General features: G+C 74.5%; 13 protein-coding genes. 7 read left to right on the forward strand and 6 right to left on the reverse strand.

The genetic code is table 11. From position 1 onward, the window contains the following. Positions 1-18: 18 nt before the first annotated feature. From OG974_RS19485 to OG974_RS19495, 3 genes are all read right to left on the reverse strand, one after another. Complete coding sequence (locus OG974_RS19485; protein WP_327283978.1) at positions 19-1,500, reverse strand: SPFH domain-containing protein; 1,482 nt, start codon at positions 1,498-1,500, stop codon at positions 19-21. Positions 1,501-1,638: 138 nt separating this feature from the next. Then, on the reverse strand, positions 1,639-1,857 hold the full coding sequence (locus tag OG974_RS19490; RefSeq protein WP_082410369.1) for a hypothetical protein: 219 nt from the start codon (positions 1,855-1,857) through the stop codon (positions 1,639-1,641). Positions 1,858-1,946: 89 nt separating this feature from the next. Then, positions 1,947-2,855, reverse strand: coding sequence for a DUF3027 domain-containing protein (locus tag OG974_RS19495; RefSeq protein ID WP_327283979.1), 909 nt, complete (start codon positions 2,853-2,855; stop codon positions 1,947-1,949). Between the two features lie 358 nt (positions 2,856-3,213). On the opposite strand from OG974_RS19495, the gene OG974_RS19500 reads away from it, so the two are divergent. From OG974_RS19500 to OG974_RS19515, 4 genes are all read left to right on the forward strand, one after another. Then, the gene (locus OG974_RS19500) at positions 3,214-4,584 is read left to right on the forward strand and encodes an MFS transporter (RefSeq protein WP_327283980.1); all 1,371 of its coding nucleotides are present in this window, start codon (positions 3,214-3,216) and stop codon (positions 4,582-4,584) included. Between the two features lie 125 nt (positions 4,585-4,709). Beyond that, the gene (locus tag OG974_RS19505) at positions 4,710-5,195 is read left to right on the forward strand and encodes a DUF2771 domain-containing protein (RefSeq protein ID WP_327283981.1); all 486 of its coding nucleotides are present in this window, start codon (positions 4,710-4,712) and stop codon (positions 5,193-5,195) included. 13 nt (positions 5,196-5,208) lie between these two features. Continuing rightward, positions 5,209-5,943, forward strand: a complete 735-nt coding sequence (locus OG974_RS19510; RefSeq protein ID WP_327283982.1) for a futalosine hydrolase — start codon at positions 5,209-5,211, stop codon at positions 5,941-5,943. Then, complete coding sequence (locus OG974_RS19515; protein ID WP_327283983.1) at positions 5,933-6,790, forward strand: 1,4-dihydroxy-6-naphthoate synthase; 858 nt, start codon at positions 5,933-5,935, stop codon at positions 6,788-6,790. The genes OG974_RS19510 and OG974_RS19515 overlap by 11 nt, the downstream gene beginning before the upstream one ends. A gap of 71 nt (positions 6,791-6,861) precedes the next feature. On the opposite strand, the gene OG974_RS19520 is transcribed toward OG974_RS19515, so the two are convergent. Further along, on the reverse strand, positions 6,862-7,245 hold the full coding sequence (locus OG974_RS19520; protein WP_030012939.1) for a cold-shock protein: 384 nt from the start codon (positions 7,243-7,245) through the stop codon (positions 6,862-6,864). 200 nt (positions 7,246-7,445) lie between these two features. Between OG974_RS19520 and OG974_RS19525 the strand changes: the two genes are divergently transcribed. Further along, positions 7,446-7,697 carry a hypothetical protein gene (locus OG974_RS19525; protein ID WP_327283984.1) on the forward strand — a complete coding sequence of 84 codons (252 nt, stop codon included), beginning with the start codon at positions 7,446-7,448 and terminating at the stop codon, positions 7,695-7,697. A 19-nt stretch (positions 7,698-7,716) separates the two neighbouring features. On the opposite strand, the gene OG974_RS19530 is transcribed toward OG974_RS19525, so the two are convergent. Both OG974_RS19530 and OG974_RS19535 read right to left on the reverse strand, forming a co-directional pair. Beyond that, entirely contained in the window at positions 7,717-8,373 is a 657-nt protein-coding gene (locus OG974_RS19530; protein ID WP_327283985.1) for an HAD family hydrolase, read from the reverse strand. 101 nt (positions 8,374-8,474) lie between these two features. Next, a complete protein-coding gene (locus OG974_RS19535) occupies positions 8,475-9,473 on the reverse strand; it encodes a hypothetical protein (protein ID WP_327283986.1) in 999 nt (332 codons plus the stop codon). 107 nt (positions 9,474-9,580) lie between these two features. On the opposite strand from OG974_RS19535, the gene OG974_RS19540 reads away from it, so the two are divergent. Beyond that, positions 9,581-12,046: a helicase C-terminal domain-containing protein gene (locus OG974_RS19540; protein WP_371646862.1), complete on the forward strand. Its 2,466-nt coding sequence runs from the start codon at positions 9,581-9,583 to the stop codon at positions 12,044-12,046. Positions 12,047-12,106: 60 nt separating this feature from the next. Then, a complete protein-coding gene (locus tag OG974_RS19545; protein ID WP_327283988.1) occupies positions 12,107-12,697 on the forward strand; it encodes a DUF4291 domain-containing protein in 591 nt (196 codons plus the stop codon). Positions 12,698-12,928 lie beyond the last annotated feature (231 nt).

The following is a 12,928-nucleotide window of genomic DNA, read 5'->3' on the forward strand; positions in this document are numbered from 1 at the left end:
CCCCGCGGACGCTGCGGTCTACGCCTCCGCGATCGGGATCTGGTGGGAGGAGGACGCCGTGCTGCCGTTCACCGGGGCGGCGCCGGGGGCGGTCCCCGGGGCGGCCGGCTGGGACATCGACGCGAGCAGCTGGCGGGCCAGGCCGAGCCCGGTACCGCCCATGGTCAGCGCCTTCGCGAACATCTCCGACATGCCCTCGGCGCCGTTGAGCAGCACCATGTGTTCCACGTTCCCGAAGGCCCCGGCGCCCGCCTCCACGATCGCCGGCCAGTTCTCGGCGAGCTGCTGGGCGACGACCGCCTCCTGGTTCTCGGCGAGCGCGGCGGCCCGCGCCTTGATCGCGTCGGCCTCGGCGAGACCCTTGGCCTTCGCCGACGCCGCGACCGCGAGGCCCTTGGCCTGGGTGGCTGCGGCCTCGGCCTCACCGGTCGCCCGGGTGGCCTTCGCGGCCGCGAGACCGCGGGCTTCAGTGGCCGCCGCGTCGGCGGTCGCCGCCGTGGTCACGCGGGTGGCCTCGGCCGCGGCCGCCAGCTCCGTCTCCTTGGCCTTGGCCTGTGCCGCCGAGATGCGGGCGTCGCGTTCGGCCTCGGCGCGGGTGCGGGTCTCGTACGCCGCCGCGTCCGCGGGCTTGCGGACGTCCGCCTGGAGCTGCTGCTCTCGCCGGTGCGCCTCCAGTTCGGCGACCCGGGTCTCCTGGACGACGACCTCCTGGCGGGCCGCCGCCTCCGACAGCGGGCCGGCCTGGCGGGCGGTCGCGGCGGCCTTGTCGCGTTCCGCCTGGTAGCCGGCCTGGAGGATCTCGCTGTCGCGGGTGGCCTCCGCCATCCGCGCGAACGCGGTCTGCTCGGCCTCGGTGGCCAAACGGTTCGCCTCGGCCTGCGCGATGCGCGCGTCCCGCTGGACGGCGGCCGCGTGCGGCATGGCCAGGTTCTTGATGTAGCCGGTCGGGTCCTCGATCTCGTGGATCTGGAGCGAGTCGACGATCAGGCCGAGCTTCTCCATCTCCGTGCCACAGGCCGCCCGGGTCTGCCCGGTCAGCTTCTCGCGGTCGCGGATCATGTCCTCGACCGTCAATCCGCCCACGATGGAGCGCAGATGGCCGGCGAAGACGATGTGCACCCGCTCGGGCATCATCTTCTGCTGGTCCAGGAAGCGGCGTGCCGCGTTCGCGATGGACACGAGGTCGTCGCCGATCTTGAAGATCACGACGCCCTTCACCCGCAGCGGGATGCCCTGGTGGGTCACGCAGTCCACGTTCAGCTGGGTCTCGTTGAGGTCCAGCGACAGCTTGCGCACCGCCTGCACACCGGGAACCACGAGGGTTCCGCGCCCGGTGACGATCCGGAAGCCCATGCCCTCGCCGATGCCCTCGGTGCGGTGCGTGGAGCCGGAGATGACGAGTGCCTCGTTCGGTTCGGCCACCCGCCACATGAGCTTGAACAGGCCGACCAAGGCCAAGAATGCGACGAGAACGATTCCCGCCACGACGCCGATAGCCATCGGCAACGCCCCCTTATCGCAGTGCCGTTCGACACTGACGAAGGCGAGTGTGCTCCTGTGCAGCCGCGTTAAGAAGATCCTGGCGAACTCTTGTCGCCATCTTGATACGAACCACATCCGCGCAGGTGGCAGTGGGGCTCAGTTGTCGTACGCCGCCATCACGTACACCGTGCGCGGCGGCAGGTACTCCACGACGGTCACCACCGTTCCGACCGTCAGCCGGCCCGTGCCCGGGGCGGGGTGCGCGAGGAAGTGCTCCGCGCCGCCGCGGATGCGGACGATGACCTCGCCCACCAGCCCGGGTCCCACCGTTCCGGTCACCCGGCCGTCCAGCCCCACCATGTCGGCTTCCCCCATGCGCCGAGGGTACGCCGCCGTACGCCGCCGGGGCGGGGTCGTCGCCCCGCCGCACGGCTCGTACGTCCGGGCCCGTACGGCCGCCCGTGCTACGAGTGGCCGAGGTCCGCGGCCGGGAGGTCCGTCGAGGGGACCGAGCCCGTGTCGGGGGACGGGCGCAGCGGGAACTCGTCGGAGGCCATCGAGTCGAGCACCGGCGGAGCCGGGCGCAGCGGCTTCGGCATGACCGCGGCCTCGGAGTGGCCGCCACAGCCGTACGAGAGGGAGACGAGGTGTCCGTCGGCCGGGCCGAACTCGTTCGCGCAGATGCCGAAGGCCTGGCCCAGCGAGCCGCCGATCGCGACGAGGAACCCGCAGGAGACGCAGGAGGCGGGCGCCGCCTGCGCCATCGGGGTCTTGGCGCCGAAGGACTCGTCCCAGCGGTCGGCGGCGCTGTGCAGTCCGTAGCGGGACAGGACGCGGGCACGGCGCATCCCGAGTTCCTCGGCGACGGAGGCGATGGAGCCCCGTACGGGTACCACGGCGCGGTCGGTGACGTCGGCGTCCTCGGCCTCGACGAGTTCGGCCATCTCGGTGGAGACGACCGAGTTCGGCGGCGGTACGTCCTCGCCCGACCAGCCCGGCTCCAGCCGCAGGTCCTCGGCGTCGGTGGGCAGCAGGTCGCCGGGGCCCATGTCGCCGGGGCGCAGCCGCTCGCTCCACGGGACCCACTCGGGGGCCAGGAGGGCGTCATCGCCGGGAAGCAGCACCGTTTCGTCGAGGGTGACGTTCTTGGCGCGGGAGGCGCGGGTCACGGTGACGGCCCAGCGCCAGCCCCGGTAGCCGGGGTCCTTGCACTCGAAGAAGTGCGTGACGACCCGGTCGCCCTCCGCGACGGCGGAGACGTGCTCGCCCACCACTCCGGGAGCGGCGGCTTCCTCGGCCGCCGCGCGGGCGAGGTCTACCGCCTCGGCGCACAGGCGGTCGGGGGTACGGCTTCGCGTCGTCGCAGCACTCACAGGTCTCGTTCTCTCCTACGCCGTCTCACGAGTGCGCCGTCCGTACTGTCGTCCTGAACGACCCGTCGGTCCTGTCCGTACGTGGCGCGGGCGGAGCGGACCAGAGGGCCGCGTCGACGTCCGCACCCGATCGGCCTCGGGCGCACCTACCTGCTATCCATTCTGCGGGATCGCGAAGAGGCGCGCGGCCGAGAGCAACCGCCGGTGGCGCGCTACGCACGCTACCTCCTCCGGAGGCTTGGGCCCACATGCAAGGTCCGATTCGCGGACAAGCCCGCGTCCCGACGTCCTCACGACGGCGACCCGACGGGCCTCCGTAACGCGCCGGGACGGGACCAGGAGGGGTCCGTGGGGCACTATGGCGGGTGTGGCACCCGTACGGTCGTCCCGCGACGGCTCGGGACCGGCCAGGCGGGCCGGCCGGGCCGTCGGGCGTGCCCTACAGCGTCCCTTCACGGGTACGGCCCGCGGGATCCGGCGGGCCACGCACGCGCACGGGGCCGGCGAATCGGGTCTCGGCAGGCTGATCGAGCTGCACGCCATCAACGGCGCCGGCGATGTGATGATCACGGTGGCGCTGGCGTCGACGGTGTTCTTCTCGGTACCCACGGACGAGGCACGCGGCCGCGTCGCCCTCTACCTGGCGATCACCATGGCCCCCTTCACGGTGCTGGCCCCGGTGATCGGCCCGGCACTGGACCGGCTGCCGCACGGGCGGCGGGCCGCGATGGCCTGCGCGATGCTCGCACGGGCGCTGCTCGCCGTGATGATGTCCGGCGCGGTGGCCACGGGCGGCCTGGAGCTCTACCCGGCGGCGCTGGGCGTGCTGGTCGCGTCCAAGGCGTACGGGGTCGTCCGCAGCGCGGTGGTGCCGCGGCTGCTCCCGCCGAAGTTCTCACTCGTCAAGGCGAACTCGCGGGTCACGCTGGCGGGCCTGCTGGCCACCGCGGCGGCGGCGCCCGTCGCGGCGGGCCTGCACACCGTCGGGCCGCCGTGGCCGCTGTACGGCGCCTGCGCCATCTTCGTCTGGGGCACGTTCGCGGCGTTCTCCCTCCCGCACAAGGTGGACGAGGCCAAGGGCGAGCGGCGGGCCCGGCTGTCCACGCACGATCCGCACTCGAAGAAGCCGGGGCTGCGCACGGTGAGTCCGTCGGTGATGTGCGGCCTGCTGGCGAACGCTTCGATGCGCGCCCTGTCCGGGTTCCTGATCTTCTTCCTGGCGTTCCTGCTGCGGGAGCACCCGCTCGCCGGGCAGAGCGCGGCCGTGTCGCTGGGCATCGTGGGCGTCTCGGCGGGCGTCGGGAACGCGTGCGGGACCGCGGTGGGCTCGTGGCTGCGGGCACGGGCGCCGGAGACCATCATCGCGGCGGTGCTGGCGGTGACCCTGGGGGTCGCGGTCCTGGCGGCGGTGTTCTTCAGCGGGCTGTTCATGGCGGTGCTGGGGGCGACGGCGGGGTTCTGCCAGGCGCTGGCGAAGCTGTCGCTGGACGCGATGATCCAGCGGGACGTGCCGGAGGCGGTGCGGACGTCCGCGTTCGCCCGTTCGGAGACGCTGCTCCAGATGGCGTGGGTGCTGGGCGGCGCGATCGGCATCGTGCTGCCGCTGAACGGGGTACTGGGCATGGCCGTCGCCGCGGCCATCGTCGCGGCGGGCACGACGATGGCCTTCCGCGGCCTGCTGACCTCCCCCCGCCACCACTCCGGCTCCCCCCGCCCCCGGGTGGCCTAGACGGGCCCCGGGGCCCGGTCTCGGGGCGCCGGGCGGGCCCCGGCGGGCGGCGCGGCGCGCCGCGCCGCGGGCCACGGACACCCCCGTGCGGCGGCGGAGCCGGGTGGCCCGATAGCCTTCGGCTCATGACCGCACCGCTTTTCTCGGGTAGGGGCCGCCGCAGCGTCGCGGCCCTCGGAGCCGTGTCCGCCGGCCTCCTCCTTCTCTCCGCCTGCGACAAGCCGACGCCGCTGGCGACCGTGACGGTCGGCACGTCGTCGGTGTCCACCGAGGCAGCCTGCTCCGACGACAAGGAGCTCTCCATGGACAAGGTCCAGGAGTGCCTCACCGATCTGAAGGACGCCAAGACCATCGAATACGGCCGCGGGGACACCCTGCGCCTCGGTGTCGAGCCGGAAGTCGTCGAGGACGGCAAGCGGTGGCAGGCGGTCCTGGACGGCCAGCCGATCACCGAGCCCTCCTCCAACACCTACCGCAGCTTCCCCGGCGCCGACCTGTTCGCCACCGGCGGCCAGGGCGAGGCCCCGTCCTCCAAGAAGCTGAACATCGTCCAGGTCGGCGAGAACGGCAAGCCCCTCGCCGTCTGGGCCTACAACGTCAAGCTCAAGTAGTCGCGTACCGACGGTGCGCGCGCTCATCGTGACCGCGGTGGCGGCGGAGGCAGACTCCGTCGTCAGTGGCCTGACCGGGCCCACCCCTCATGCGGACCCGGTGACGCCGGAGCCGCGCACCCTTCCCGGCGGATATCCCCTCTCCCGGCGCGATCTGCCCGGCCTCGCCGCCGACGTGCTCGTCGGCGGGGTGGGGCCGGCCGCCGCCGCGGCCGCCACGGCCACCGCGCTCGCGCTGGCCGAGTACACCCTCGTCGTCTCCGCCGGAATCGGCGGCGGGTTCGCGCCCGCCGCCCCGGTCGGCTCCCTCGTGGTCGCCGACGCCGTCGTGGCCGCCGACCTCGGGGCCGAAACCCCCGACGGCTTCCTCGACGTACAAGAGCTCGGCTTCGGGCACAGCGTGCACCTCCCGCCCGCCGAGCTCGCCGCCCGGGCCGCCGAGGCCACCGGGGCACTGCTCGCGCCCGTGCTGACCGTCTCCACCGTGACCGGCACCGCCGAGGGCGCGGCCCGGCTCGCCGCCCGGCATCCGCTCGCCGGCGCCGAGGCCATGGAGGGCTTCGGGGTCGCCGAGGCGGCCGCCGCGCACGGGGTGCCCGTGCTGGAGATCCGCGCCGTGTCCAACGCCGTCGGCCCCCGCGACCGCGACGCCTGGCGGATCGGGGACGCGCTGGCCGCGCTCACCGCCGGATTCCGCGCCCTGGGGCCCGTACTCGTCCATTGGGGAGAGCACCGACATGAGTCGTGACCCGCACCCGGCGGTCAAGATCGCTTATTCGCCCTGTCCGAACGACACCTTCGTCTTCGACGCGTGGGCCCACGGCCGGGTCCCGGGCGCGCCCGGCCTCGACGTCACCTTCGCCGACATCGACATCACCAACGGCATGGCCGAGCGCGGCGAGCTGGACGTGCTGAAGGTGTCGTACGCGGTGCTGCCCTGGGTGCTGGAGGAGTACGCGCTGCTGCCCTGCGGCGGGGCGCTCGGGCGTGGCTGCGGGCCGCTCGTGTTGACGCGGGAGCCGGGCATCGACCTGACCGACAAGACGGTCGCCGTGCCGAGCGAGCGCTCCACCGCCTACCTGCTGTTCCGGCTGTGGGCGGCGGACGTGCTGCCGGACGGCGTCGGCAAGGTCGTCGTGCTGCCGTTCCACGAGATCATGCCGGCCGTCCGCGACGGCCGGGTCGACGCCGGGCTGGTCATCCACGAGGCGCGGTTCACCTATCAGGACTACGGGCTGCACCGCCTCGCTGACATGGGCGAGCACTGGGAGTCCACGACGGGCCTGCCGATCCCGCTCGGCGCGATCATCGCGAAGCGCTCGCTGGGCGCCGAGACGCTGCACGCCCTGGCCGAGTCGGCCCGTACGTCGGTCCGGATGGCCTGGGACGACCCGGAGGCCTCCCGCCCGTACGTCCGCGCCCACGCTCAGGAACTCGACCCGGCCGTCGCCGACCAGCACATCGGGTTGTACGTCAACGAGTTCACCGCCGATCTCGGCGACGACGGGTACGCGGCGGTGCGCGGCTTGTTGACGCGGGCCGCGGCGGAGGGTCTGGTACCGGCCATCGCACCGGGTGCGCTGGCGTTCCCGTAGGCCCCTTCCACGCCGGTACGACGGTGCCCCGGCCCTCTGGGGAGGGCCGGGGCACCGTCGTGCGTACGGGCTCAGACGTCGAGCTGGTCGGCCACCGCGCGGAGCAGGCCGGCGATCTTCGTGCCGTGCACCTTGTCGGGGTAGCGGCCGCGCTCCAGCATCGGAGTGATGTTCTCCAGCAGGGTCGTGAGGTCCTGCACGATGGACGCCAGCTCGTCGGGCTTGCGGCGCTGCGCGGCCGCGACCGAAGGCGCCGGATCCAGCACCGTCACGGAAAGCGCCTGGTCACCGCGCTGTCCCGCGACAACGCCGAACTCGACGCGCTGGCCGGGCTTGAGTGCGTCGACCCCGGCGGGGAGCACCGACGAGTGGACGAAGACGTCACCGCCGTCGTCGCGGGAGAGGAAGCCGAAGCCCTTCTCACTGTTGAACCACTTGACCTTGCCGGTAGGCACGTCCGTCCTCTGTCCTTGTGCTCGTCGGGGTCCGGTACGCCGCGCGGCGGCTCCGGACAACAGCGCAGCGGGTCATGGTGACCCGCCGTATCCAGGCTAGTGGGCGATCGACAGGTGACAAGACGTTCCCCGGTCCTTCGCCGGCTCTTCGCTGTCGGCTGCGCTGTCGGCTGCTTCGGCCAGGGAACTACCCTGGTGGGGTGACTGTTACTCCTCATGCCGATGAAGCGCGGCCCGGCGACGGGCTGGTGCGCGCCGGCGGCATCGTGTTCATCGTCGGCGCCGTGGCCACCCTCGTGACGATGGCCCCGCTGTTCCTGCACACCGACCCGTTCCCGTCGTACGCGTGGGCCGTGTGCATGCTGATGGGCGTCGGCTTCGCCATCTCGGCGGCGGGCGTGCTGCGCTCGGCGGCGGCCCAGCGGCGCGCCGCACGCGCCTCCCAGGCCTAGGCCCCCGCCGGCCGCGCGGTCAGACCGACTGCGCGGCGACGTACTCCGCGAGCCACTGCGGCAGCGCGGTGAGGTCCGGCAGCACCACGTCGGCGCCCGCCTCCCGCAGTTCCGGCTCGGGGCACGGGCCGGTCGGGACCGCCACCGACAGCGCACCGGCCGTACGGGCGCCGCGTACGTCTCCCACGTGGTCGCCGACGTAGACCTGCGCCCCGTACTCGCGCAGCGCGCCCGCCTTGGCCTCGGCCCACAGCCAGCCGATGACCGCGTCCGGCTCGATGCCGAGGTGCGCCAGGTGCAGCCGCGCGTTGGGCTCGTGCTTGGCCGTGACGACGATGGCGCGGCCGCCGAGCGCCTGGACGGCCTCGATCGCCTCGCGGGCGCCGGGCATCGCGGGGGTCGCCTCGATGGCGTAGGTCGGGTAGATCTCCCGGTAGCGGTCGGCCATGGCCGGGATCTCCGCCTCCGGGAACCAGCGGGCGAGCTCCTCGTCCAGCGGCGGCCCGAGCCGGGTGACGGCCTCGTCGGCGTCGATGAACGTGCCCGTCTCGGCGGAAAGCGCCTGGTAGGCGGCCTTGATGCCGGGGCGCGAGTCGATGAGGGTCATGTCCAGGTCGAAGCCGACGGTCAGCCGGTTCGCGGACCCGGCGGGCGCGGTGGGGGTCTCGGAGCTCATACCGCCATTGTGCCGAGCCGGGGCGGAGCGGCGGGAACGCAGGCCGAGCGCCGCCTTGCCGGGCGGTGAAATGCGGTGGTCCCGCCGACCGCGCCGGCGGCTCAGCGGCGGCGGGAGCGCCAGGCTAGGTAGAGGGCCGAGGCGACGGCCGCACCCCTGGCCAGCCACGGCCACATGCCCTGGAAGACCCCGCCGAGGCCGTCGTCCGTCAGCGGCGCCCCCCAGTGCCGTTCCAGGCGGCCCCACAGCCACACCACCGCGCCCGCGAACACGGCTCCCGGCAGCCCGAAGACGACCATCTTGCGCTCGGTCGGCCCCAGCACCCGCGAGGCGTACGCCAGCAGCCAGCCGCCGATCAGCAGCAGCCAGGACCCGGTGACCGCGCCCGCCACCAGCACGACCGCGGCCAGCAGCAGGAAGGCGTGCGGTTTCGGGCGTGCGGCGGCGCCCGCCGCGGGCGCGGTCGCCGCGTCCGCGGCGGCCCCGGCGGCCTTGGCCTCCCGGCGCTTCTTCAGGTACGCCACGAGACCCCGTAGCCCGGAGGCGGCCGTGGCGTCCGGCGCGCCCGCCGGGCCCCGCGCGGGATCCGGCTTCTCCTCCACCGGATCCCGGAACAGCTCGGGGATCTCCACGCCGCCGGCGAAGCCCTCCACCTGCGGCCCGGCCCCGTAGGGCCCCGGCGCGACCCGCCACCAGTCGGGCTCCGCCCCGCCGTCGGCGCCGAGTTCGTCGAGTCCGGCCAGGTGCGGCGGAGCGGGCGCGGTGTCCGCCGGGCGCGGCTCCGCCGCCGCCTTGCGGCGCAGCCGGCCGGGCCCGCGCTGGGTGGGCACCGCCGGGGCCGGGGCGGGCGCCGCGGCCGGCGCGGGGGCCGGCGACCCGCCGATGCCGTCGAGGACCTCCTCCGGCGTACCGATCCGCGCCAGGATGCGGCGCACGGCTGCCGGGGTCTCCGGCTCGTACTTGGCGCGCCGACGGTCGATCTCGTCCCGCAGCCCCGCCACCAGCCGCATCCGGTCCCCCGAGGACAGCTGCCGCCGCTGCGCCAAGTCCCCGACCCGGCTCAGATATTCGTAGACCAGATGGTCGCTCTCGATCCCCATGCCCGGCTCCTCCCGTACCACCCACCGGAAAGGTAGCGCGTGCGCCCGTGGAGCGGCCGAGGGCGCAGCGGATACCGTTGGCCGGATGGGGACCGGCCGACGCGACCATGGAGGCGACCGTGCCTGAGCCAAGCAGCGCTGCCGAAAGCGCCACAGCGAGCAGCGCCCCGCGCTCCCTCGCCGAGGCGCTGCGCGCCCGTGACGACGCGTCCCTCGGCGCCCTGCTGCACGCCCGCCCGGACCTGCTCGGCCCGGTGCCGGGCGACATCACGCAGCTGGCCACCCGGGCCGGCACCCGGGCCTCGGTGGTCCGCGCGCTGGACCGGCTCGACCGGTTCGCGCTCCAGACCGCGGAGGCCCTCGCGGTGGCCCCGGACCCGTGTCCCTACCCGGTGCTGGAGTCGCTGCTGGCCGGTGAACACGGCACCACCGGGGGCGGGGACAACGGCGCCCGCGCCGAACTGCCCCGCGCCCTGGCCACCCTGCGCGACCAGGCCCTGGTCTGGGGCGACGACGAGCGGCTGCGGCTGGTCCGCACCGCCCGCGAGCTCCTCGCGCCCTCCCCCGGCCGGCCCTCCCCCACCGGCCTCGGCCCGACCGTCGCCGAGGCCACCGCCGGGATGTCGCCGACCCGGATCCAGGAGATCGTGGCGGCCGCCGGGCTGCCGGCCACGCACGACCCGGTGTCCGCCGTGACCGCACTGACCGGCCTGTTCACCGACCCGGAGCGGATGTCGGCGCTGCTGGACGAGGCCCCGGCCGAAGCCCACCAGGTGCTCGGCCGACTCGTGTGGGGGCCGCCGTACGGGGAGGTCACGCCGAACCCGACGCCGCCCGTGCGCTGGCTGCGCGACCGCGGGCTGCTGCTGCCCGCGTCGGCGCGGACCGTCGTACTGCCCCGCGAGGTGGCACTGCACCTGCGCGGCGGCCTCGCGCACCGGGTGACGGAGCCGGTGGCCCCCGCGGTGCCCGCGGACCGCGAGCACCGTCCACAGCTTGTGGACGCCAACGCGGCCGGGCAGGCGCTGGCCGCGCTGTCCACCGTGGAGGAGCTGGTGAAGTCCTGGGAGCACGCCGGGCCGCCGGTGCTGCGGGCGGGCGGGCTGTCCGTACGCGACCTGAAGCGGACCGCGGCCACCCTGGACGGCACCGAGCCGGCGGCCGCGTTCTGGATCGAACTCGCCTACGCGGCAGGGCTGCTGGCCAGCGACGGGGAGGCGGACGAGCGGTACGCGCCCACCCCCGCCTTCGACGACTGGGTGGAACTCCCGCCCGCCGAGCGGTGGTCGGCCCTCGCCGCGGCCTGGTTGCCGGCCACCCGCACCGCCGGACTGGTCGGGGACCAGGACTCCAAGGGCCGCACCCTGTCCGTGCTGGGCCCCGAACTCGACCGCTCCGCCGCCCCCGAGGTCCGTCGGCGCGTCCTCGAACTCCTCGCCGCGCTGCCCGAGGGCGCCTCCGCCGACCCGAACGCCCTCCTGGCCCGGCTCGCCTGGGAACGCCCCGTACGGGGGACGAGCGAACTGCGCGCCCGCCTCGCGCGGTGGACGCTGACCGAGGCCGAGGTGTTGGGCGTCACCGGGCGCGGGGCGCTCGCCGGGCACGGCCGGGCACTGCTGGAGCACCGCGACCCGGCGCCGCTGCTCGCGCCGCTGTTTCCGGAGCCGGTGGACCACGTACTGCTCCAGGCCGACCTGACTGCGGTGGCGCCCGGGCCGCTGCGCCGGGCGCTCGGCGACGTGCTGGCCGTGCTCGCGGACGTGGAGTCCAAGGGCGGGGCGACGGTCTACCGCTTCACGCCCGGGTCCGTACGGCGGGCCCTGGACTCCGGCCGGGCCGCCTCCGACCTGCACGCCTTCCTCGCCGAGCACAGCATCACGCCGGTTCCGCAGCCGCTGGCGTACCTGATCGACGACGTGGCCCGGCGGCACGGGCACCTGCGGGTCGGCTCGGCGTCCTCGTACGTGCGCTGCGACGACGACGGCATGCTGAACGAGATCCTGGCCGACCGCCGGTCGACGGGGCTGGGCCTGCGGCGCCTGGCCCCGACCGTGCTGGCGGCGCAGGCCGAACCGGGCGCCCTCCTCGACGGGTTGCGGGCGATGGGGTACGCGCCGGCCGCGGAGTCCCTGACCGGCGACGTCGTCGTCGCGCGGGCCGACGCCCACCGCACGCCGGCGCGTTCGGCGCCGGTCCCGGTGCCGGACGGCCCGCCGGTACCGGACGCGACGCTGCTGGGGGCGGCCGTACGGGCCATCCGCGCGGGCGACCTGGCGGCGACGGCGGTGCGCAAGGAGCCCGCGGACCCGGCGGCCCCTGTCGCGGCACCGGGCGAACTCCCGCGCACGAGCGCGGCGGAGACCCTGGCCACGGTGCAGGCGGCAGCGCTGACCGGGTCGGCGGTGTGGATCGGGTACGTGAACGCGGACGGCGCGGCGAGCCAGCGGGTCATCGCCCCGGTACGGGTGGAGGGCGGCTTCGTCACCGGGTACGACCACACGGCGGACGAGGTCCGGACGTACGCCCTGCACCGGATCACGGGGGTCGCGGAGCTGGCGGAGGAGCACCTGTAGTCGCCGGCCGGGGGCGGAAAACGGCTGGCCGGGGCGGTGACCACCCGGCACTCTGGCCCCATGTCCGAAACACCGGGCCGGCAGATCCGCGCCGCCCACACCGACACCACCGTCACCGTCTACCAGGCGTACGCGCCCCGGCTGGGGGTGCCCGCGGCGCGCGACGGCCGCTTCCCGCCCGCCTGGAAGCGGGAGCGCATGACGTGGATCAAGCCGTCGTTCCTGTGGATGATGTACCGCTGCGGCTGGGCCACCAAGGCGGACCAGGAGACGGTGCTGGCCGTCGAGATCAGCCGCGAGGGCTTCGACCACGCGCTGCGCCACGCCTGCCTGTCCCATTTCGAACGCGGCACGCACACCGACCGGGAGGCCTGGCAGCGGGCCCTGCGCGAGGCCCCCGCCCGCGTCCAGTGGGACCCGGAGCGCGACCTGCACCTGAACCCGCTGCGCCACCGCTCGCTCCAGCTGGGACTGTCGGGGCCGGCCTCGCGGGCGTACGCCGACGAGTGGACGGTTTCCATCCGCGATGTGACGCCGCTGGCGCGGGAGATCCACGGCCTGGTGCGGTCCGGCGAGGAGGCGGCCGCGCGGGCGCTGCTGCCGGTGGAGACGCCGTATCCGGCGGGGTCGCTGGAGCACTTGGGCGGGTAACCGGACCGCGTCGCGAAAAACGGAATGGGATACCTCGTTTTCCCAGCTCAGAGCGGGTGGGGTGGCCTCCGGTTCCTGTTGCACAGCGGTGACACACGGGCGATGGATTGGTGATCCACAATGTGTGAAGATCAGTTCATCGCAGCAGCGGCCGAGGGAAAACGAACCGGCGCGAGAGCGACACCCTGAACCACCTGCCCTGGCGCTCTGCCGAGGCATCTCGCACGTTCC

This window comes from Streptomyces sp. NBC_00597, assembly GCF_041431095.1.
Classification (GTDB): Bacteria; Actinomycetota; Actinomycetes; order Streptomycetales; family Streptomycetaceae; genus Streptomyces.